The 20,412-nt window shown below is 71.6% G+C and carries 20 protein-coding genes, 1 tRNA gene and 1 pseudogene; 13 read left to right on the forward strand and 9 right to left on the reverse strand.

Features of this window, described 5'->3' with window-relative positions:
• Nucleotides 1-96 precede the first annotated feature (96 nt).
• From O7611_RS20670 to O7611_RS31935, 6 genes and pseudogenes are all read left to right on the forward strand, one after another.
• The gene (locus O7611_RS20670; protein ID WP_269697417.1) at nucleotides 97-654 is read left to right on the forward strand and encodes a hypothetical protein; all 558 of its coding nucleotides are present in this window, start codon (nucleotides 97-99) and stop codon (nucleotides 652-654) included.
• Nucleotides 655-717: 63 nt separating this feature from the next.
• On the forward strand, nucleotides 718-1,176 hold the full coding sequence (locus tag O7611_RS20675; RefSeq protein ID WP_269697418.1) for a hypothetical protein: 459 nt from the start codon (nucleotides 718-720) through the stop codon (nucleotides 1,174-1,176).
• 99 nt (nucleotides 1,177-1,275) lie between these two features.
• Nucleotides 1,276-1,482 (forward strand): hypothetical protein, encoded by a 207-nt coding sequence (locus tag O7611_RS20680; protein WP_194802218.1) that lies wholly within the window; start codon nucleotides 1,276-1,278, stop codon nucleotides 1,480-1,482.
• Nucleotides 1,483-1,772: 290 nt separating this feature from the next.
• The gene (locus O7611_RS20685) at nucleotides 1,773-2,387 is read left to right on the forward strand and encodes a hypothetical protein (RefSeq protein WP_269697419.1); all 615 of its coding nucleotides are present in this window, start codon (nucleotides 1,773-1,775) and stop codon (nucleotides 2,385-2,387) included.
• A 131-nt stretch (nucleotides 2,388-2,518) separates the two neighbouring features.
• Nucleotides 2,519-2,872, forward strand: a complete 354-nt coding sequence (locus tag O7611_RS20690) for a hypothetical protein (protein ID WP_194802219.1) — start codon at nucleotides 2,519-2,521, stop codon at nucleotides 2,870-2,872.
• A 434-nt stretch (nucleotides 2,873-3,306) separates the two neighbouring features.
• Nucleotides 3,307-3,486 (forward strand): annotated as a pseudogene (locus tag O7611_RS31935) (hypothetical protein); the annotation flags it as partial.
• Between the two features lie 40 nt (nucleotides 3,487-3,526).
• Here the strand turns inward: O7611_RS31935 and O7611_RS20695 are convergent.
• From O7611_RS20695 to O7611_RS20720, 6 genes are all read right to left on the reverse strand, one after another.
• Nucleotides 3,527-3,601 (reverse strand) — tRNA-Val (locus tag O7611_RS20695).
• 83 nt (nucleotides 3,602-3,684) lie between these two features.
• Entirely contained in the window at nucleotides 3,685-4,152 is a 468-nt protein-coding gene (locus O7611_RS20700; RefSeq protein ID WP_269697420.1) for a peroxiredoxin, read from the reverse strand.
• Between the two features lie 81 nt (nucleotides 4,153-4,233).
• A complete protein-coding gene (locus O7611_RS20705; protein WP_013287823.1) occupies nucleotides 4,234-4,668 on the reverse strand; it encodes a DUF3052 domain-containing protein in 435 nt (144 codons plus the stop codon).
• Between the two features lie 110 nt (nucleotides 4,669-4,778).
• A complete protein-coding gene (locus O7611_RS20710; RefSeq protein WP_269697421.1) occupies nucleotides 4,779-7,199 on the reverse strand; it encodes a transketolase C-terminal domain-containing protein in 2,421 nt (806 codons plus the stop codon).
• A gap of 62 nt (nucleotides 7,200-7,261) precedes the next feature.
• A complete protein-coding gene (locus O7611_RS20715) occupies nucleotides 7,262-7,732 on the reverse strand; it encodes a MarR family winged helix-turn-helix transcriptional regulator (RefSeq protein ID WP_194802222.1) in 471 nt (156 codons plus the stop codon).
• Nucleotides 7,733-7,849: 117 nt separating this feature from the next.
• On the reverse strand, nucleotides 7,850-8,254 hold the full coding sequence (locus O7611_RS20720) for a secondary thiamine-phosphate synthase enzyme YjbQ (RefSeq protein WP_269697422.1): 405 nt from the start codon (nucleotides 8,252-8,254) through the stop codon (nucleotides 7,850-7,852).
• 189 nt (nucleotides 8,255-8,443) lie between these two features.
• On the opposite strand from O7611_RS20720, the gene aceE reads away from it, so the two are divergent.
• Both aceE and O7611_RS20730 read left to right on the forward strand, forming a co-directional pair.
• The gene (gene aceE, locus O7611_RS20725) at nucleotides 8,444-11,188 is read left to right on the forward strand and encodes a pyruvate dehydrogenase (acetyl-transferring), homodimeric type (protein ID WP_194802224.1); all 2,745 of its coding nucleotides are present in this window, start codon (nucleotides 8,444-8,446) and stop codon (nucleotides 11,186-11,188) included.
• A gap of 117 nt (nucleotides 11,189-11,305) precedes the next feature.
• Nucleotides 11,306-12,208 carry an IS5 family transposase gene (locus O7611_RS20730; protein ID WP_269697083.1) on the forward strand — a complete coding sequence of 301 codons (903 nt, stop codon included), beginning with the start codon at nucleotides 11,306-11,308 and terminating at the stop codon, nucleotides 12,206-12,208.
• A 144-nt stretch (nucleotides 12,209-12,352) separates the two neighbouring features.
• Here the strand turns inward: O7611_RS20730 and O7611_RS20735 are convergent, their stop codons facing one another.
• A complete protein-coding gene (locus tag O7611_RS20735; RefSeq protein WP_013287829.1) occupies nucleotides 12,353-12,799 on the reverse strand; it encodes an SRPBCC family protein in 447 nt (148 codons plus the stop codon).
• Nucleotides 12,800-13,000: 201 nt separating this feature from the next.
• Between O7611_RS20735 and O7611_RS20740 the strand changes: the two genes are divergently transcribed.
• The 3 genes from O7611_RS20740 to gltX are packed head-to-tail and all read left to right on the forward strand — an operon-like array spanning nucleotide 13,001 to nucleotide 17,047.
• Nucleotides 13,001-14,314 (forward strand): GH1 family beta-glucosidase, encoded by a 1,314-nt coding sequence (locus tag O7611_RS20740; RefSeq protein ID WP_269698138.1) that lies wholly within the window; start codon nucleotides 13,001-13,003, stop codon nucleotides 14,312-14,314.
• Entirely contained in the window at nucleotides 14,311-15,588 is a 1,278-nt protein-coding gene (locus tag O7611_RS20745) for an MFS transporter (RefSeq protein ID WP_194802225.1), read from the forward strand. The genes O7611_RS20740 and O7611_RS20745 overlap by 4 nt, the downstream gene beginning before the upstream one ends.
• 49 nt (nucleotides 15,589-15,637) lie before the next feature.
• Nucleotides 15,638-17,047, forward strand: a complete 1,410-nt coding sequence (gene gltX / locus O7611_RS20750) for a glutamate--tRNA ligase (protein ID WP_194802226.1) — start codon at nucleotides 15,638-15,640, stop codon at nucleotides 17,045-17,047.
• Between the two features lie 166 nt (nucleotides 17,048-17,213).
• Here the strand turns inward: gltX and O7611_RS20755 are convergent, their stop codons facing one another.
• Nucleotides 17,214-17,795, reverse strand: coding sequence for a copper resistance CopC family protein (locus O7611_RS20755; protein ID WP_228532612.1), 582 nt, complete (start codon nucleotides 17,793-17,795; stop codon nucleotides 17,214-17,216).
• A 213-nt stretch (nucleotides 17,796-18,008) separates the two neighbouring features.
• On the opposite strand from O7611_RS20755, the gene O7611_RS20760 reads away from it, so the two are divergent.
• A complete protein-coding gene (locus O7611_RS20760) occupies nucleotides 18,009-18,671 on the forward strand; it encodes a hypothetical protein (RefSeq protein WP_194802228.1) in 663 nt (220 codons plus the stop codon).
• An 18-nt stretch (nucleotides 18,672-18,689) separates the two neighbouring features.
• Here O7611_RS20760 and O7611_RS20765 read toward each other — a convergent pair whose 3' ends face one another.
• Complete coding sequence (locus O7611_RS20765) at nucleotides 18,690-19,019, reverse strand: hypothetical protein (RefSeq protein ID WP_269697423.1); 330 nt, start codon at nucleotides 19,017-19,019, stop codon at nucleotides 18,690-18,692.
• Nucleotides 19,020-19,124: 105 nt separating this feature from the next.
• On the opposite strand from O7611_RS20765, the gene O7611_RS20770 reads away from it, so the two are divergent.
• Nucleotides 19,125-20,399 carry a PucR family transcriptional regulator gene (locus O7611_RS20770; RefSeq protein WP_269697424.1) on the forward strand — a complete coding sequence of 425 codons (1,275 nt, stop codon included), beginning with the start codon at nucleotides 19,125-19,127 and terminating at the stop codon, nucleotides 20,397-20,399.
• Nucleotides 20,400-20,412 lie beyond the last annotated feature (13 nt).

Raw genomic sequence — 20,412 nt, forward strand, 5'->3', positions numbered from 1 at the left:
GCCGGCGTCGACTACTCTGCATCGGAACACGGCAGGGCACGGTGCCCAGTTCCAGCGAAGCCGCACGTCGTGCCCGCGATACAACAGGAGAACGCTGTGACAGTCCGCGCCGCGGGCCGCCCACTGACCCGACTGGAAGCCGCCCAGGCGCAGGCAGAGCACGCGCTCGGCGCCCGCAAGGCCAAGCGGATCGCGATGTTCGGCAACGGCACGCTGTATGTCAAGGCCGGCACGATGGCGCAGGTCATGTCCTGGCTCATCGACTTCGTGGTGTGCCTGTTCGCTGTCGCGGTAGGTGTCGTCGCCCTGTCCGTGGTGGACCGTGCGGTGACCCTCTCCGGCGGCGCCCTCGCCGGGGCGGTGCTCGCGTTGTTCGTACTGGTGCCGGTGCTCTACGGCCTCTGCTACGGCAACGGCCGGGCGCTCGGCGGGGTCCTCACCGGCACGCAGCTCGTGCGGGTCAAGGACGGCAGCCGGATCGGCCTCAAGGCGTGCTGGGCCATGCTGGTCCGGACGCTGTTCATGCCGGTCCTGTCCGTCGTGCTGGTGGTGACCGCGTTCAGTACCGGTTCCGCGGATGCGCCCGGTTCGCTCGTGCGGACCAGCATCGACCCGGACGCCACCCGACGCCTCCACGCCGCAGGCATCCGCTGACCCGTCACCACACCGCACCGCGACGGCCGACGCCGCTCTCGTCCATCGCCTAGCCTCTCGGGCGTGGAGCACCTGCGCGACCTCGCCGTCCGGCTGGCGATGGACGAACCGGTCGGCGACGACCTGCCGATGGCGGCTGCTCACGCTCTGACCCGAGGCGTCGACTCGCCGGGCCTGCGTGAGCTTGCCGGCCTGTCGAGGGGCCAGTCGCGGGAGGCGGTCGATCTGTTCCGGCAGGCGATGGACGAACTCGGCTCGCCGGTGCCGGACGAGCGCGGCGCTCGGCTGCACCTCATGCGTCAGGTAGCGGCGAGCATCGTTGCGGGAGAGGGCGACGCCGAGGACCTGGCCCACGAGATCTACTGCCAGGCGGCCGAATCCCAGTTGCCGGAGCTGCGACCCGTGGCCGATCGCTTCCTGGAGCTGTACGTCGGATGGGGCACGGCATACGACCAGACAAACGAGGCCGTAGCGGCCACGAAGGCGGCTGCCCAGTCGTTCCTGAACGACCATCCAGCCTGAGTGGCTCCCGAAAGTCTCACCAACGGCGGTGATCGCGAGGGAGCGAGCCCTTGACCGGCTGCGGACACTGGGGGCAGGCATCTGACCCGGGAGGTCGACATGCGCTGGGTGATCCTCGTACTCGTCATCGCGGCCGCCGTGTTCGTCGTCGGCCTGCTGCGTCGTCGTCGGCAGACACGCGTGGACGGCCGCCAGGTACGTGACCTCCGGGCGTCCGCCGAGGCACGCCGCCGGCTCGACGACCATCGGAATCGTACGGACGGCAGCAACACCGGCAGCGGCGGCGTGGGCGGCTGGAGTTCCTGACCGCTCCGGCAGATCACGGACGGTCCGCGCTTCTCCCGCACTCCAGATGACGGAACCTTCGCCGCGGACGGCACGGGCAAACGCCGGACGTGATGAGCCATATGCTGCACCCCGAGTGGAAGCGGGGATTCGTGGGGATCGTTGATCGGGTTCGCGGCGGATCCTTCGTCGCCGGCGTACTGGTGGTATTGGGCCTTGCCGGCTGCGTCACACGAGCCGACCCGCCACCGCCTCCGGCACCCTCCGTGGATCCGTCACCGTCGGCATCGCCCACCGAGCAGGAGGCGCTGATGGCGACGATTCGCCAGCTGGTCGAGCGGGCCGATGTCGGCGACGACATCCGGGAGCGCACGATCGAGGTCGGCGAGCCCTACAACCCCTGCGACCTGCTCATTGCCGACCCCGACCGGTCGAGCGGGAGCGGCTTGGAGTTCGACCAGGTGTGGGGCGCGGGCCTGGAGGTCAACCCCGTAGGGATCTTCGTCGACGTGCAGCCCCCGACAACCCTTCTGAACGTCACGGTGATCGGTCTGCGCGATGTCCCGTCGGCCGCTGCGGCCGCACGTACGGCGCGCACCGCACGTTGCCCCGGTAAGGATTTCCCACTCAACATCGGGATGGCCACCGCCCGGTGGGGTGCACGCACGATGCCCATCGGATCGACGAGCGCGCGGCTGACCACGGCGACGGTGAGCCGGGTGAACCCGGAAAGCGCCGAAGGAATGCCGTTCCTGCCCGGCAACGCGCGGCTGATCTTCGCGCACGGCTCGCTGCTCATCAGTGTCGAGGCGCTCACCTTCTGGCCGCCCAAACTGAACACTGCCACCGAGGTCACCGCAATCGCTCAGGAGAAGGCGACGTCCCTGGCAACGGCGATCGTCACTACCGTCTCCGCGCCAGGTTAGAACCGAGCCGCCCCGCCGGCGTCGACACACGCCGGCCGTGTGACTGGCATCAGCGACTGTCATCCAGGTTCGCTCAAAAGACCGCAACCCCGAACCACAAGGTGCATTCTCAGCCCACGGCAGAGGACGAAATGGACAACCGTACCGACCCGATCGAAATCATCGCCCGGGTATCAGAGAACCAGGGTAAGCAACGGGCCCTAGAGGTCTGGCTCTACAAGGCCCACAAGGAAGGCTGGCCTGTGACAGTGGATTCGTCCTCCGTCGACCAGCCGGGCAACGAATGCGGAGTGGTGGCCATCGAGGGACTGAAGTACCGGATCCGTCACACGAAGCGAGTCCGGCGACGGGTCGCCATCGTGCCCGCAGGGCAGCATCTGACCGCCGCTGCCGTCGACTCGGCCACGGGCAGGTCCGACGGCATCACCTGGACCTGGGAGTTCGACCATGCCGCGTGGGCCGAGCCGATGATCGACGATCACTAGCGCGGGCGAAGCACGAACGACGCACCGCGTAACGGCATTCTGCGGCCATGAGGCCGCAGCGTGTCCGCGCCGCCGTGGGGCATCTGCGGGTACGGGCATCTGACGTCGAGGAGGGTCGTCATGACGTTGGTCAAGAAGGGCTCTCGGCTCATCACGGTGGACGGGGTCACCTACAGGTGGCGCGTACGCGGCAGACCGACCTATGCCCAAGCGCTGTGTGAGGCTCCACTCGCTGTCGCTGTCGAACAGGTCGGCTGCAAGGGCAGGGTGTTGCTGGTCCGCATGTCTCAGGATCATCCAAGCAACTGGTTCGGCACGCCAGTCGTCCCCGTACTTCCGTCGACTGTCGCGGCGATAGTCCGGAAGGCGCTGGCCGAGGGATGGCAACCTACCCAGCCGGGCACGACCATCCACATGACTGCGCCCGCGGGCTGATGACACGGCGCATCGGTGACCGGGCCATGTTCGCGGTGGAGATCGGCGAGGTCGAGCCGCACCAACTCCGCGTCGTCGAACTGTGGGCGGCTGGTCAGAGGTTGACCACCGAGGACAACTGGGCCTTCCTCCCGTTCTTGATCCGCGTCATGCGGTCGAGCACAGCGCAGGTCCGCCGAGGCACACGTACGGACGCTGCCGAGGCAGCCTGCTGAAAGATGGTGGGCGCGGCAGGTTTCGAACCTGCGACCCCTCGCTTGTAAGGCGAGTGCTCTCCCACTGAGCTACGCGCCCGGAACGCCCGTACGGCGGGCCGGAGCGGCCAGCTTACCTGCCCGCCTCCGGCCCCGCGCAACGACGTGCCTGGGGTGTGGGACTCAGGCGGCGACGGCCTCGGCCAGCGCCTTGCGCCAGCCCTGCTGGTCGCGCGCCTCGCCGGGCATGTTCATCTCGGCGAACCGGACCACGCCGGCCTTGTCGATGACGAAGGTGCCCCGGTTGGCGATGCCTGCGACGTCGTTGAAGACGCCGTACGCCTGCGCCACCGCGCCGTGCGGCCAGAAGTCCGCCAGCAGCGGGAACTGGTAGCCCTCCCGGTCGGCCCAGATCTTGTGGGCGTACACGGAGTCGACGCTGACGGTCAGCACCTGGACGTCGTCGTTGACGTACTCGTTGAGGTTGTCCCGCACCTCGCACAGCTCGCCCTGGCAGATGCCGGTGAAGGCGAGCGGGTAGAAGACCAGCAGCACGGTCTTGTTACCGCGGAAGTCGGAGAGCCGGACCTCCTGGTTGTTCTGGTCCTTGAGCAGGAAGTCGGGCGCCTCGGCGCCAACCTCGATGGGCATGCGTGCTCCCTCGGGATCGGGTCTGGAGATGATCAGCCTGCCACACCCGGCGACCTCGGTCGCCGGATGTGCGGCGCCGCCCTACTTCTTGCTCTTGGACCCGCGACGCATGACGAGGCGGGCCCCGCTCCAGTCGCGGCCGGCGTTGATGGTGGAGGTCTGCTGGAGCCCGGCGGTCTGCGCGCTCTCCGCGACCTCGCTCGGCTCGACGTGGCCGTCGCGGCCGGCCTTCGGGGTCAGGAGCCAGACCACGCCGTTGTCCGCGAGCGGCCCGAGGGCGTCGACGAGGAGCTCGAACAGGTCACCGTCGCCGTCTCGGTGCCAGACCAGAACCGCGTCGACAACCTCGTCGGTGTCCTCGTCGACGAGTTCCCCACAGCGGTCGGTCAGGGCGTCCCGGAGATCGGTGTCGACGTCGTCGTCGTAGCCCATCTCCATGACGACCATGCCCGGCTCGATACCGAACCGGTCCGCCAGGCTGCGTACCCCGTCGGCCTGGCCAGCGGTCGCGCTCACTGTCGAGTGCCTCCTCATCTATCCCTGCTCGTGGCGTCGGGTGACACCGTCGGGCTCAGTCCACACAGTTGCGGCTCGCCGCGCAAGTGGCGCACCGGGTGGAACGGAATTTACCGTGCCAGCAGCGTACGGGCACCCTGGGTGATGGCTTCCGCGGAGACCAGAACCTGACGGGCAGCCGGACCTAATGGTACAAACGAGTCAAGTGCGGCTACGCGGCGCGCGGCGCCCACGTACCCGGTGTCGACGAGCGCGGACAGCACGCCCTCGCCCACCCCGCCGGTTCGCCGCGTCTCGTCCACCACCAGCACCCGGCCGGTCGCCGAGGACTCCCTGATGATGTCGGCCACCGGCAGCGGGGCCAGCCAGCGCAGGTCGACCACCCGGCTGCCCACGCCCTCCTCGGCGAGCGTGGCGGCGGCGCGCAGCGACATCCGCACTCCGTTACCGAACGTAATGATGGTGAGGTCCTCGGCGGAGCCGATCCCGTACACGCGGGCCCGGCCTATCGGCACGTGCCGGTCGGCCCAGGCGCCCGGTTCGGCGTACTCGGCGGTCCACTCGTCGTCACCGTCCGTGTACAGGTCGCGCACGTGGTAGAGCGCGATCGGCTCCACGAACACGCAGACGCTGCCGTCCACCCGGGCCGCCGCCAGGCAGGTCCGCAGCATCGGCGCGGCGTCGTCCGGCCGGGCCGGCACGGCCACCACCAGGCCCGGTACGTCGCGCAGCGCCCCCAGCGAGTCGTCGTTGCGGTCGTGGCCGCCGAGTCCGTCCGGGCTCGCCAGGCCGGGCACCCGCACCACCATCGGGTTGCGGAACGCGCCCCGGGAGAGGAACCGCATGGTGGCCGCCTCACCGCGGAGCTGGCCCTCGGCGCCGTGCAGCAGCGTCAGGTGGCGGATCTCCGGCACCGGCAGCAGACCGGCCAGCCCGGCGCCCAGCCCGAGCCCGAGGATCGAGGTCTCGTCCGGCAGCGTGTCGAACACGCGCGCCGCCCCGAACCGGTCCCGCAGCCCTTCGGTCACCCCGTACACCCCGCCCCCGGCGGCGACGTCGTGGCCGAACACCGCCGTACCGGGATGGTCCAGCATGCCGTCGGCGAGCGCGGCGTTGATGCTCTGCGCCAGCGTGAGCGGGCCGGTCAGCTCCGGCGGCTTGCCGCCGAACGCCTCCGCCCGCGCTCCGGCGCCCGGCCCGGCCGCATGCGCCGCCGCCTCGGCCACCGCGCGGGACACCCGCACCGGCCGGCGTGGCGCCAGTTCCCGCACGATCTCGACCGGGGCGGCGAGCTTCGGCTCGTCCAGCACCTCCTCGGCGACGCGGCGCAGCTGCCAGCCCCGCTCGTCGTAGCGGGCGAGCAGTTCCTCGCCACTGGCGTACCCGGAGGTCACCAGCAGCCGCGCGGTGGCCAGCAGCGGGTCGCGGGCCGCGTCGCCGTCACAGTGCTCCATCAGGCGGACCACGCTCAGGTGCAGCACGGCGGGCCGCCGCTGCCGGCGTACCCACTCCGCCGCCTCCGCCGCGACCCGGTAGGTCGCGGCCACGTCCGTGCCGTCGGCGGCGAAGTACCTGATGCCGGGCCGGGCCCGCAGCGTGGTGGCCACCCAGCCCTCGGCGGACGCGCCGCTGTCCGCGCAGACGAACAGCACCGGGATGCGCAGGCCGGTGTGGTCGTACCAGCCGGTCGTGTTCAGCGCGGCGGTGGCCGTGGCGTGGTCGACCGCGCCGTCGTCGAAGGCGCAGACAACCACGGCGTCGGCGGGCCACTGCGCCGCCTCGGCCTCGCCGTCGGCGGGCCGCGCGCCGCGGCGCAGCCGCTCCAGCGCCAGCCCCAGGCCGACGGCGCGCGGCAGGTGCGAGCCGGCGGCGGAGATGGTCGGCACGACCGCCAGGTCGGCGCGGCCGAAGACCTTCGCCCGCCCGCCGGCCGCGGGTTCCTCGGCGGAGGCGACGATGCCGCGCAGCACGTCGCGCGCCGCCGCCGCGAACGCGTCGTCGGGCGCGGGCTGCGGCAGATCGGGTACGACGACAGTCGCGTCCCCGTCCGCGTCCACGACGATCCCGGCGCCCACGGGCAGGCTGGCCGCCTCCGTCTTTTCCGGTTCCGGTTCCGGTTCCGGTTCCGGCTCCGGCTCCGGCTCCGGCTCCGGCTCCGGCTCCGGCTCCGGCTCCGGGAAGGTGACGGGGAAGGCGCCGCCGGCCTGGGCGACGCGCAGGCAGTAGAACGCGCCGGAGCGGGCGTGCAGCAGCGCGGGGTCGGTCGGCCGCAGCGCGGCTGCCACCGCGGCGTCGCCCTCGTGACCGGCCGACTCGATCGTGTAGTACCCCTCACCGAAGCCGGACAGCCACCGGCCGGCCAGGTCGAGCAGCCGGCTGGTCAGCTGCGCGTCGAACAGGGCCAGTGCCTGCGCCCCGGTCAACGCACCGCCGTCGGGCAGCGGTTCGCCCAGGTCGCGCCGCTGGTCGGGCGCCCCGAGCGCGGCCAGTTCGGCTCGGAGCCGGTCGTCGAGATCGTGCGGGGTGGTCACGCGGACAGCATTACCGACTCGGGCCCGCCTCGCCCACTCGGACACGTTCCGCCCGGCGTGGCTCAGACCTGCCCACACTCCGTCGGGCAGCCCCCGTCGGAGACCTTGAGCACCAGGTTCCGCAGTGTGGCCAGTTCTTCGGTGCTCAGGGCGTCGAGGAGTCGGGAGTCCGACATCACCTGGCGGACCCGCTCGCGTACCTGCCGCCCCCGCCCGGTGACGACGAGCGCCTTCTGCCGCCGGTCGGCCGGGTCGGTACGCCGTTCCACCAGCCCGGCCTGCTCCAGCTTGTCGGCCAGTCCGGTGACGTTCGACCTGTCGCAGCCGAGCTGCGCGGCGAGGTCGCGGGCCGGGAGCGGGCGGTCCGGGTCCAGCTCGTGCAGCGCCCGGGCGACCGCCGGGGTGAGGCCCAGTGCCGCGATCCCCTCGTGCTGGTGGTGCCGCATCGCGGCGGCGACGTGCAGGATCCGGCGCACGGTCTCCCCGGCCAGGCCGGCCCGGTCACGGGCGGTGGGAACGGTGGAATGCGCCATCCGTTCATGTTATGGCGAAGTCGATCTTCGTTCATCCGAACGGTCAGGCACCTCGTGCAACCGATTGCCGATCATGAAGCGCTGTTCGGCGGAAACTCCCGCCCGGTCGTCCGCGCGTCAGCCGGCCAGGAACGAGAAGCGGACCTGGCGGTCGGGGTTGTCGCCGTTGGTGTCGACCAGGCAGATCGACTGCCAGGTGCCGAGCTGGAGCCGCCCGCCGAGCACCGGCAGCGTCGCGTACGGCGGTACGAACGCCGGCAGCACGTGGTCGCGGCCGTGCCCGGCTGAGCCGTGCCGGTGCCGCCACCTGTCGTCGGTGGGGAGCAGGTCGTCGAGCGCCCGCAGCAGGTCGTCGTCGGACCCGGCGCCGGTCTCGATGATCGCCAGCCCGGCGGTGGCGTGCGGGACGAAGACGTGCAGCAGTCCGTCGCCGGCGCCGGAGACGAACCGTTCGGCCTCGCTCGTGATGTCCCGGACGGTCGGACGGGAGCCGGTCCGGACGGTGATCACCTCACTGCGCATACGGCGCATTCTGCCGCAGTGCCCGGATCCCCGCCGCGTCCGCCGATAGCGCATCCGGTGATCGCGCAAAGTTACTGATGGGTACCTGTGTTCAGCGTCGCGTCTGGGGGTGGGAGAGGTGACGACACGCGCCACCAGGGGGCAGGATGGCGCTAGAGACCTATCCCACACGAAACCGAGGGAACGCCTGTGGCTACGGAACGCAAGCGCCCGGTGATCACCGCTGGTCTGCCGAGCCAGCTTCCGGACATCGACCCTGAAGAGACCAGCGAATGGGTCGAGTCACTCGACGGTGTCATCGACGAGCGCGGGACAAAGCGAGCCCGGTACGTCATGCTGCGCCTGCTGGAGCGGGCCCGCGAGCGGCAGGTCGGGGTGCCGTCACTGACCACCACCGACTACATCAACACGATCCCGCCGGAGCGCGAACCGTGGTTCCCGGGTGACGAGCACGTCGAGCGGCGGCTGCGGGCGTACATCAGGTGGAACGCCGCGATGCTGGTGCACCGGGCGCAGCGCCCGGAGATCGGCGTCGGTGGCCACATCTCCACGTTCGCCAGCTCGGCGTCCCTCTACGAGGTGGGCTTCAACCACTTCTTCCGGGGCAAGAACCACCCCGGCGGCGGCGACCAGATCTTCTACCAGGGCCACGCCTCCCCCGGCATGTACGCGCGGGCGTTCCTCGAGGGCCGGCTCAGCGAGAACCAGCTCGACGGGTTCCGGCAGGAGCTGTCGCACCCCGGTGGCGGGCTGCCGTCGTACCCGCACCCGCGGCTGATGCCGGACTTCTGGGAGTTCCCCACCGTCTCAATGGGCCTCGGCCCGCTGAACGCCATCTACCAGGCGCGGTTCAACCGCTACATGCAGCACCGCGGCATCAAGGACACCTCTCAGCAGCACGTCTGGGCGTTCCTGGGCGACGGTGAGATGGACGAGGTCGAGTCGCTCGGCGCGATCGGCGTAGCCGCCCGCGAGGAGCTGGACAACCTCACCTTCGTGATCAACTGCAACCTCCAGCGCCTGGACGGACCGGTCCGCGGCAACGGCAAGGTCATGCAGGAGCTGGAGGCGTTCTTCCGGGGCGCCGGCTGGAACGTCATCAAGGTCGTCTGGGGCCGCGAGTGGGACCCGCTGCTCGCCGCGGACACCGACGGCGCGCTGGTCAACCTGATGAACACGACGCCCGACGGTGACTACCAGACCTACAAGGCGGAGTCCGGGGCGTACGTGCGGGAGCACTTCTTCGGCCGCGACCCGCGGACCCGCAAGATGGTCGAAGGGCTGACCGACGACGAGATCTGGAACCTCAAGCGGGGCGGCCACGACTACCGCAAGCTCTACGCGGCCTACAAGGCGGCGATGGAGCACACCGGCCAGCCGACGGTGATCCTCGCCAAGACGATCAAGGGCTGGACGCTCGGCTCGCACTTCGAGGGCCGCAACGCCACGCACCAGATGAAGAAGCTGACGCTGGAGGACCTGAAGCTCTTCCGCGACCGCCTCTACCTGGACATCCCGGACAAGCAGCTGGAGGAGAACCCGTACCTCCCGCCGTACTACACCCCGGGCGAGAAGTCGGACGAGATCGCGTACCTGAAGGACCGGCGGCAGCAGCTCGGCGGCTACCTGCCCACGCGCAGCACCGCGCGCAAGACGCTGGCCATCCCTGGTAGCGAGCGGTTCTCCGACGTCAAGCGCGGGTCGGGCAAGCAGAAGGTCGCCACCACGATGGCGTTCGTCCGCCTGCTCAAGGACATCATGAAGGACAAGGAGTTCGGCAAGCGCTGGGTGCCGATCATCCCGGACGAGGCCCGTACCTTCGGTATGGACTCGCTGTTCCCGACGCAGAAGATCTACTCGCCGCACGGCCAGCGCTACACCGCCGTCGACCGGGACCTGTTCCTGTCCTACAAGGAGTCGACGACCGGCCAGATCCTGCACGAGGGGATCAACGAGGCCGGGTCGGTGGCCTCCTTCACCGCCGCGGGCACGGCGTACGCCACCCACGGTGAGCCGATGATCCCGCTGTACATCTTCTACTCGATGTTCGGCTTCCAGCGCACCGGCGACGGATTCTGGGCGGCGGCGGACCAGATGGCTCGGGGTTTCGTGCTCGGCGCGACCGCCGGCCGGACCACGCTCAACGGTGAGGGCCTCCAGCACGAGGACGGCCACTCGCTGCTGCTCGCCGCCACCAACCCGGCGGTGGTCTCCTACGACGCGGCGTTCGCCTTCGAGCTGGCGCACATCGTGGAGAACGGCCTGCACCGGATGTACGGCGAGGCGCAGGAGAACATCTTCTACTACCTCACCGTCTACAACGAGCCGATCTTCCAGCCGGCCGAGCCGGAGGGTGTGGACGTCGAGGGCATCGTCAAGGGCATCCACCGCTACTCCCCCGCGCCGCAGGTCGGCGAGGACGCGCCGAAGGCGAACATCCTCGCCTCCGGCACCGGCATGCAGTGGGCGCTCAAGGCCCAGCAGCTGCTCGCCGAGGACTGGGGCGTGGCCGCCGACGTGTGGTCGGTGACGTCCTGGACCGAGCTGCGCCGCGACGCGGTCCAGTGCGAGGAGCACAACCTGCTCAACCCGGGCGAGGAGCCGCGGGTGCCGTACATCGCGCGGAAGCTGGCCGACGCCGACGGGCCGAAGGTCGCGGTCAGCGACTGGATGCGCGCGGTACCGGACCTGATCGCCCGCTGGGTACCCGGGGACTACACCTCGCTCGGCACCGACGGGTTCGGCATGTCGGACACGCGGCACGCGCTGCGCCGCCACTTCCACGTGGACGCCGAGTCGGTGGCGGTGGCCACGCTGCGCCAGCTCGCGCTGCGCGGCGTGGTGCCGGCGCACGTGCCGGCCGACGCGGCCCGCAAGTACGCGCTGGACGACGTCAACGCCGCCCCGGTCGGCGAGACCGGCGGCGACAGCTAGGGCGCGTTTCGTAAGTCGCGTTGGCCGGGTGAGATCACGGCGTGGCGGTGATCGATAACTGAAGAGGTCTCCGGTAAGTGGGTTAGCGACCAAGCAAACCTGAATACCGGAGACCTCGTGGCCAGCCTAGCGGCGGCGGCGCGGCATGACCTCAGCGACATCCAGTGGCAGCACCTGTGCCCGTTGCTGCCTGCGGAATCGTCGCGGGGAAGGCCGTGCAAGTGGACCAGGCGACAGATCATCGACGGCATACGCTGGCGGGTACGTACCGGTGCGCCATGGCGTGACGTGCCCGCGAACTACGCCCCGTGGCAGACGCTGTATCGGTGGTTCCGCCGGTGGCAGCGTGATGGCACCTGGGCCCGGATCCTGGCCGGGCTGCAAGCTGCCGCCGATGCGGCCGGGCGGATCGACTGGACCGTCAGCGTCGACTCCACGATCAGCCGCGCCCATCAACACGCCGCCGGTGCCCGTCGTGACGGCGACCGGCAGAAAGAACCACCGGGCGGGATCTACGCCGAGCCCGCGGATCATGCGCTGGGCCGTTCGCGGGGCGGGTGGACCACCAAGACTCACCTTGCCTGCGAACAGGGCCGCAAGGTTCTGGCCACCGTCGTCACGGCCGGGCATCGCGGTGACAGCCCGCAGTTCACCACAGTCCTCGACCGCATCCGAGTTACCCGCTGCGGTCCCGGCCGGCCCCGGACTCGCCCGCAGCAGGTTCTGGCGGACCGGGCCTACACGTCCAAGGCCAACCGTGCCTATCTGCGCCGACGGCGAATCAAGGCCTGCATCCCGAGCAAGACCGACCAAGACGCCCACCGCCGAGCCAAAGGCTCCCGCGGCGGCCGGCCACCCGCCTTCAACCCTGACACCTACCGCCGACGCCACGCCGTGGAGTGCGGCATCAACCAGCTCAAACAACACCGCGCCATGGCCACCCGCTACGACAAACTCGCCGTGCGCTACGAAGCCACCCTGACCATCGCCGCCATCAACCAGTACCTCCGAGCCTTATGAAACACGGGCTAGTACGCCTCACGCGAGAAGGGCCCGGCGCCAGGCGCGCCGGGCCCTTCTCGTCCCCCGATGCGACGACGGCCCGGCGTCCCTGGCGGGAACGCCGGGCCGTCACCATCGCGGGCGACGCCGGGACGGGCTCGGTCAGCCGACGGCGGCCAGGTCGGTCAGCCGGGCCAGCGAGTCCTCCAGGTCGGCGCCGACCCGGCGCAGGCCGAGCCGGAGCAGGGCCGCCTTGACGGGTCCGGCGGGCCACCGCACGACGATCAGGCGTACGACTGTGCCGCCGCCCTCCTCGTCCGGGGTCAGCTGGACGTAGATCTCGGTGCGCGCCTCGGCCCGGGCGCCGGCGCCCTTCGCGCGTTCGCGCCAGCCGATCAGGGTCGGCTCCTGGAAGGCGATCACCTCGGCCTCGTGCGCGGCGCCGCGTCCGGCCTGGACCAGCTGCCGCCGCCCGAATCCCTCCCCGGACAGGACCTCGGCCGCGCGGACTCCCGCCAGCCAGGCCGGCAGCTGCTCGGCGCGCTGCACGACGTCCCAGACCACATCCACCGGCGCCGCCACGTGCGCGCTTCGTTCCACGAGGATCATGAGTATCTTTCCCCCACTTAAATCACATCCGCGATATTTGGCACTCTATGTGTAAATCGGACTTAAGCGGACGGGTTCGGAAAAGACACGCCGAACTCCCTTGCGCCACCCAGTCATCTCGGCCTATGGCGCGGCGGTCCGCGGAGCCCTAGAGTCGCGGGCACGCTTCACGTTCTGGAGGGTGACTTGACGACCGCGCCGATGCCCGAGTTCCCCGCCGGCTTCCGCTGGGGGGTCTCCACCTCCGCGTACCAGATCGAGGGCGCGACCTCGGTCGACGGACGTGGTCCGTCCATCTGGGACACGTTCGCCCACGACCCGGGCCGGATCGCCGACGGGAGCACCGGCGACCATGCGTGCGACCACTACCACAGGTACGCCGAGGACACCGCGCTGCTGGCCGGGCTGGGGGTGTCCGCGTACCGGTTCTCGATCGCCTGGCCCCGGATCCAGCCGGCCGGGACCGGCCCGGCCAACGCCGCCGGGCTGGACTTCTACGACCGGCTGGTGGACGGACTGCTCGCCACCGGCGTGGACCCGGTCGCCACGCTGTTCCACTGGGACCTGCCGCAGGCGCTGGAGGACGCCGGCGGCTGGCTCAACCGGGACACCGCAGCCCGCTTCGCCGAGTACGCCGACCTGACCGCGGCCCGCCTCGGCGACCGGGTGAAGCTCTGGATCACGCTCAACGAGCCGTTCATCCACATGAGCCTCGGTCACGGCACGGGCGAGCACGCGCCCGGCCGGACGCTGCTGTTCGACGCGTTCCCGGTGGCCCACCACCAGCTCCTCGGGCACGGCCTCGCGGTCGCCGCGCTGCGCGCCCGCAGCGCGTCCCCGGTGGCGATCGCCAACAACTACTCCCCGGTGCGCCTGGCCGGCGACACCGACGCGGACCGGGCCGCCGCCACGGCGTACGACGCGCTGCACAACCGGCTGTTCACCGATCCGCTGCTCGGACGCGGCTACCCGGATGCGCTCGGCCCCGAGCCGGGCGTGGTACGCGACGGCGACCTGGCCGTCATCGCCGCCCCGATCGACGTGCTCGGCGTCAACTACTACAACCCGACCGGCATCCGCGCGCCGGAGGCGGACTCGCCCCTGCCGTTCGAGATCGTGCCACTGGAGGGCTACCCGCGTACCGCGTTCGACTGGCCGGTGGCCCCGGACGGCCTGCGCGAACTGCTGCTCCTCCTGCACGAGCGGTACGGCGACGCGCTGCCGCCGATCCAGGTCACCGAGAGCGGCTGCGCGTACGACGACGCGCCGGACGCCGACGGCCGGGTGCACGACCCGGAGCGGATCGCGTACCTGGACGGGCACATCCGCGCGGTGCGCGAGGCGATGGCCGGGGGCGTGCCGGTGACCGGGTACTTCGTCTGGTCCCTGCTGGACAACTGGGAGTGGGCCGAGGGCTTCACCAAGCGGTTCGGCCTGGTGCACGTCGACTTCGCCACGCAGCGGCGGACGCCGAAGTCGTCGTACACCTGGTTCCGGGATCTGGTCCGGCGGTGACCACCGTCAACCCGACGCCGGCCTCGCTGCCGGCGGCGCTCGCGGAGCCGACCGTCCCGGTACGGCGGGGCTGGATCGCGCTGATCTTCGCGGCGAACCTGGGCGTCTGGATGGCGTTCTTCACCCCGATCCAGGTGCTGCTGCCGCAGCAGGTGGAACGAATCGCCCCGGCCGACAAGGAGGCCATGCTGGCGGTGGTCACCGGCATCGGCGCGCTCGCCGCGGTGCTGGCGAACCCGCTCGCCGGGGCGCTGTCCGACCGCACCTCGCTGCGGCTGGCCAACCGGCACTTCGGCCGCCGGCACGTCTGGACCGCGCTCGGCGCGGTGGTCGGCGCGCTCGCCCTGGTGCTGCTGGCCCGGCAGAACACGATCGCCGGGGTGGCGGTGGCCTGGGTGGCGGCGCAGGTCTGCTTCAACGCGATGCTCGCCAGCCTCACCGCCGCGATCCCGGACCGGGTGCCGGTGGCGCAGCGCGGCGGCGTGTCCGGCTGGGTGGGCATCCCGCAGGCGCTGGGCCTGGTGCTCGGCGCGGTGCTGGTGACCGCCGTGGTCACCGGCAACGCCGCCGGGTACGCCGCGATCGCGCTCGCCGTACTGCTGCTGTCGCTGCCGTTCGCGCTGCTGACCCAGGACGACCACCTGCCCCGGGAGCACCGCTCCCCGCTGCGGCTGCGCTCGCTGTTCGCCTCGATGTGGATCAGCCCGCGCCGCCACCCCGACTTCGCCTGGGCCTGGTTCACCCGGTTCCTGGTGCAGACCGGCAACGCGCTGGGCACGCTCTACCTGCTCTACTTCCTCACCGACGGGGTACGGGTAGCCGACCCCGAGGGCTCCCTGCTGGTGCTGATCCTGCTCTACACGGTGGGCATGATGCTCACCGCAGTGGTGGCCGGGCGGATGTCCGACCGCTCCGGCCGGCGCAAGGTCTTCGTGATCACCTCCGGGCTGATCATGGCGGTGGCGGCGGTGCTGCTCGCGGCGGCGCCGACCTGGCCGATGGCGATCGTCGCGGCACTGCTGCTCGGCGCCGGGTACGGCGTCTACCTGTCGGTGGACGCCGCGCTGATCACGCAGGTGCTGCCCGCCGCCACCGACCGGGCCAAGGACCTCGGCGTGATCAACATCGCCAACTCGGCGCCGCAGGTGCTCGGTCCGGCGCTGTCCGCGCCGATCGTCGTGCACCTCGGCGGCTACCCGACGCTGTACGCGGTCACCGCGGCGGTCACCCTGCTCGGCAGCGCCCTGGTCGTGAAGATCAAGTCGGTGCCCTGACCCGGCCCCCTGCCGGAAACCCGTCGCGGTCAGCCGTAGGCTGGGGGGCGTGACGGTACGTGTACGCTTCGCCCCTTCCCCGACCGGTATGTTCCACGTCGGCGGTGCCCGCTCGGCGCTGCAGAACTGGATCTTCGCCAAGCAGCAGGGCGGGGTGTTCGTGCTGCGCATCGAGGACACCGACGCGGCACGTAACCGGCCCGAGTGGACCGAGGGCATCCTCTCCGCGCTCGACTGGATCGGCATCGCCCGGGGCAGCTACGAGGGCCCGTACTTCCAATCCTCGTACGCGGGCGAGCACCGGGCCGCCGCGCAGCGGCTGTACGAGGGCGGCCGGGCCTACTACTGCGACTGCACCCGCGAGGACGTGCAGGCGCGTACCGGCCCGCAGCAGCGCGGCTACGACGGCTTCTGCCGGGACCGCGGCCTGGAGCCGGGCGAGGGACGGGCACTGCGCTTCCGCACGCCGGACGAGGGCGAGACCGTGGTCGTCGATCTGGTCCGCGGCGAGCCGACGTTCGAGAACAAGCTGATCGAGGACTTCGTCATCGCCCGCGGCGACGGCTCCCCGGTGTTCCTGCTGGCGAACGTGGTCGACGACATGTCGATGGGCATCACCCACGTGATCCGGGCCGAGGAGCACCTGCCGAACACCCCGAAGCAGCAACTCCTGTGGGACGCGCTCGGCGTCAAGCCGCCGGTCTGGGCGCACGTGCCGGTGGTGGTGAACGAGAAGCGGCAGAAGCTGTCCAAGCGGCGGGACAAGGTCGCACTGGAGGCGTACCGGGACGAGGGCTACCTCGCCGACGCGATGCGCAACTACCTGATGCTGCTGGGCTGGGCGCCCTCGGGCGACCGGGAGATCGTGCCCTGGTCGGTGATCGAGGAGGAGTTCCGGCTGGACGAGGTCAACCCGTCCCCGGCGTTCTTCGACGAGAAGAAGCTGCGCGCGTTCAACGGCGACTACATCCGGGCGCTGCCGGTGGCGGACTTCGTCGAGGCGTGCCGGCCGTGGCTCACCGGCACCGGGACCATCGCCCCGCCGCCGTGGCAGCCCGAGGAGTTCGACCCGGCCGCGTTCGCGGCGGTGGCCCCGCTGGCGCAGACCCGGATCGCGGTGCTCAGCGAGATCGTGCCGAACGTCGACTTCCTGTTCCTGGCCGACCCGCTGATCGACGAGGCGGCCTGGGCCAAGGCGATGAAGGAGGGCGCCGCCGACCTGCTGGACGCGGCGATCGTCGCGTTCGAGGCGCTGGAGTCCTGGGACGCCGAGTCGCTGAAGGCCACGCTGGAGGCGGTCGGCGCGGAGCGCGGGCTGAAGCTCGGCAAGGCGCAGGCACCGGTACGCGTCGCGGTCACCGGGCGCACCGTCGGCCTGCCGCTGTTCGAGTCGCTTGAGGTGCTCGGCCGCGACCGTACGCTGACCCGGCTGCGCGCCGCCCGCGTACGCCTGGTCTGAGCCGCGGGCCCGGCGCCCGTTCCGACGCTCGGGCGTGTCGTGGCCGGAGAGCGGTACCTCTATTGCGCGATATGCCTCTGAGTCATAGTTATGACTCAGAGGCATATGCGTTTTCGGCGAACATTGCGCCAGCAGTGTCACGCAGAGTGAAGCGCGCTGGCCACAATCACCGGCGGGTGGCCCGGCGCCGCCACAGCAGCCCGCCACCCAGCGCCGCGAGCACCACCACCGCGCCGGCCGCCCACAGCCAGCCCGTACCCCAGTCGTCGTCCGCCCCGGCGGCGGCCGGGGTCGGGCTCGCCGGGGACGGCGCGGCGCTGGTGGGCGCGGCGGTCGGCGCGGCGCTGGTGGGCGGCACCGTCGCCGACGGCGACTCGGCCGGGGTGCCGGTGGTCAGGGTGAACCGGACCTCCCCCTTGATCGGGTGTCCGTCGTCGGAGGCCAGCCGGTAGGTCACGATGTAGAGGCCGGCCGCGCCCGGCCGGAACGGCACGATCACGCGCTTGCCGGAGAACGTCGGCGCGCCGCCGGTAGCGGCCACGTTGTCCGGGCCGGTGACGGTGACCTCGGTGGTCGCCTCCTTCGGCGTGGCGAGGAACCGCAGCTCGATCCGCTCCGGCGCAGCGGCCAGCCGGGCCCCGTCGCGCGGATCGCTGCCGGTCAGCGAGTTGTGCGCGGCGGCCGGCGCGGCCGGCAGCAGTGCGAACGCCGCCACCACCCCGAGCACCACCACCCAGGTACGTGTCATACGGGCGACCCTGCCCCCCATGATTCCCTCCGTCCGGGTAGGATCCGGCCGATGATCATCGACCGCTCGTTGGTCGGTCTCAGCTCGCAGATAGTTCCAAATACTCTTCCACCAGCTGCAACCGAGCGCCGTTCTGCGGAGTCTTTGTGGTGGACACCGGTCCAGTGTGACCTGCAGCGGAAGCCAGCCATCGAACGGGGCGAGGAGGCGGCGATGGTCCGAAGGGTGAGACGGCTGCTTGTCGCCGTGACCGGGAGCGTAGCGGCCCTGGCGTGCACGCTGGCCCTGGCCGGCACGGCAGCGGTTCAGGCCGCGCCGAAGCCCAAGCCGGCCCCGACCGGCGTCGACATCACCGGCGAGCGGCTCGACGCGCCGTTGCAGCTGCGCGCCGACGTCAGCCCGAACGAGGTCAACCTGGTGGTCGACCAGGTCAAGTGGCTCGGCACGACCGGTCAGCTGCGCGGCCCGGCCGCCAAGGACCTCGGTCCGAAGTACACGGTGGTGGTGCTCGCCGCCGCCGGCCCGCAGCGCACCTACGACCTGTTCCCGCTGGCCAAGGGCGGTCCCCGGATCTACCGGCCGGGCAAGCAGCCGGACCTGAGCAGCACCCGCGCCGGCTGGTTCTTCGGCCGGCTCAACATGCCCGAGACGCTGCGCTCGGTGGGCGTGCCGATGCCGGCGCAGTTCGACACGCTCGCCGGCGGCATCGGCGGCGGCGAGCGGGTGCTTCCGGAGGAGGCGCTCGACCCGGTGCAGAACATCGACACCGCGCTCGGTGAACTCCAGCGGCTGCTGCTGCTCAACGTGGGCATCGTGGTCGTCATCACCGCCGGGCTGGCCGGCATCGCGCTGCTGGTCCGGCGGCGCACGCGCTGACCCGCACCCGGCGGAGCGTCAGCACCAGCGGCGCGGCGGGCGCTCCCGGCGGGTGGTGCGGTTGCGCGGGCGTACCGCGCCGTGCCGATGGGCGCCCGCCCAGCCCGCGAGATCGCTGCGGCAGTTCCGGTCGAACGGCTCGTCGTCGGCCGGGTGCGCCGGCTCCGCCGCCCGCTGCCGGGGCACGCCCGGCTCGTCCTCGGCGCGCTCCGGCACCCGGCCCGCAGGCTGCTCGCCCTGATGGTTCAGGCACGGCCGGCGCGGGTGCGTGGCAGTCGCCGGCTGGTCGTGGCCCCGCCGGCAGGCCTCACCCTGGGCGCAACCGTGCTCGGCCTCCCCCTGCGCCATCCCCGGCCCCCCTCACGCGTCGCCCTCGCCCGCCCGGCCGGAGTCTGGCCCGGCGTGCCCTGACACCGTACTGGCCCGGCCGGACGAGATCGTCAGCGCGTACCGGTGGAGATCGTCACGCCACCGCGGGCCCGCCGGCTCGAAGTGGATCCGCTGGTCACGCCGTGTCAGGCTGGTGCGGTGAGCGAACCGGGCGGAACGGAGACGTCGGCGACGCTGCGCCGCATCGAACGGGCGGCGGGCGGCCTGGCGACCGCAAGCGTGGCCCGGATGGACGAGACGCTGCCGTGGTTCCGTGAGCTGCCCGCCGACCAGCGCTCCTGGGTCATGCTCGTCGCCCAGGCCGGCGTGCGCTCCCTGGTGCAGTGGCTGCGTCAGGGCGGCGGCGCGACCGACCGCACCCAGGAGGTGTCGGACGAGGTCTTCGCCGCCGCGCCGCAGGCACTGGCCCGCTCGATCAGCCTCCAGCAGACCGTGGCGCTGATCAAGGTGACCATCGACGTGGTCGAGGAACAGGTGTCGGACCTGGCCGTGCCGGGCGAGGAGCAGTCGCTGCGGGAGGCGGTACTGCGCTTCTCCCGGGAGATCGCGTTCGCCGCCGCACGGGTGTACGCCCGGGCCGCCGAGAGCCGCGGCTCCTGGGACGCCCGGTTGCAGGCGCTGCTTGTCGACGCGCTGCTGCGGGGCGATTCCCCGGACGTGCTGGCCAGCCGCGCCGCCGCGCTGGGCTGGACCGACGCGCCGCCGGTGGCGGTGGCGGTGGGCCGCTCCCCCGGCGGCGAGGTCGCGGCCGTGCTGCACACCGTCTACCGGCAGGCCCGCCGGATCGGCGTCGAGGTGATCGGCGGCGTGCACGGCGACCGCCTGGTCATCGTGCTGGGCGGGGCGGCCGATCCGGTGGCGGCCACGGAGAAGCTGCGTACCGCCTTCGGTGAGGGGCCGGTGGTGGTCGGCCCGGCGGTGCCCAGCCTGGACGAGGCCACCGAGTCGGCGCGGGCCGCGCTGGCCGGGTTCCGGGCCGCGCCGGCCTGGCCGACCGCGCCGTGCCCGGTCGCCGCCGACGAGTTGCTGCCGGAACGCGCACTGGCCGGGGACACCGAGGCCCGCCGCCGGCTGCGCCACGACGTGTACGCGGCGCTGGCCCGCTCCGGCGGTGAGCTGCTGGAGACGCTCGACGCGTTCTTCGCCGCCGGCGGCACGCTGGAGAGCGCGGCCCGGGCGCTGTTCGTGCACCCGAACACCGTGCGCTACCGGCTGAAGCGGATCGCCGAGGTGACCGGTTTCTCCCCACTGGCCCCGCGCGACGCGTTCGCGTTGCAGGTCGCGCTCACAGTGGGACGGCTCGACCCGGTGGTGCCGTCGGTCTCCGACAGGCGATGATCGCCAGCGATCT

The organism is Micromonospora sp. WMMC273, assembly GCF_027460285.1.
Lineage (GTDB): Bacteria > Actinomycetota > Actinomycetes > Mycobacteriales > Micromonosporaceae > Micromonospora > Micromonospora aurantiaca.

Bases quoted from the DNA above. Each gene is read 5' to 3' on its own strand.
- O7611_RS20680 (WP_194802218.1), top strand. From the start codon at position 1,276: ATGCGCTGGGTGATCCTCGTACTCGTCATCGCGGCCGCCGTGTTCGTC.
- O7611_RS20685 (WP_269697419.1), top strand. From the start codon at position 1,773: ATGGCGACGATTCGCCAGCTGGTCGAGCGGGCCGATGTCGGCGACGAC.
- O7611_RS20690 (WP_194802219.1), top strand. From the start codon at position 2,519: ATGGACAACCGTACCGACCCGATCGAAATCATCGCCCGGGTATCAGAG.
- O7611_RS20700 (WP_269697420.1), bottom strand. From the start codon at position 4,152: ATGCCCATCGAGGTTGGCGCCGAGGCGCCCGACTTCCTGCTCAAGGAC.
- O7611_RS20715 (WP_194802222.1), bottom strand. From the start codon at position 7,732: ATGGCGCATTCCACCGTTCCCACCGCCCGTGACCGGGCCGGCCTGGCC.
- O7611_RS20720 (WP_269697422.1), bottom strand. From the start codon at position 8,254: ATGCGCAGTGAGGTGATCACCGTCCGGACCGGCTCCCGTCCGACCGTC.
- O7611_RS20735 (WP_013287829.1), bottom strand. From the start codon at position 12,799: ATGATCCTCGTGGAACGAAGCGCGCACGTGGCGGCGCCGGTGGATGTG.
- O7611_RS20740 (WP_269698138.1), top strand. From the start codon at position 13,001: ATGCCCGAGTTCCCCGCCGGCTTCCGCTGGGGGGTCTCCACCTCCGCG.
- O7611_RS20755 (WP_228532612.1), bottom strand. From the start codon at position 17,795: ATGACACGTACCTGGGTGGTGGTGCTCGGGGTGGTGGCGGCGTTCGCA.
- O7611_RS20760 (WP_194802228.1), top strand. From the start codon at position 18,009: ATGGTCCGAAGGGTGAGACGGCTGCTTGTCGCCGTGACCGGGAGCGTA.
- O7611_RS20765 (WP_269697423.1), bottom strand. From the start codon at position 19,019: ATGGCGCAGGGGGAGGCCGAGCACGGTTGCGCCCAGGGTGAGGCCTGC.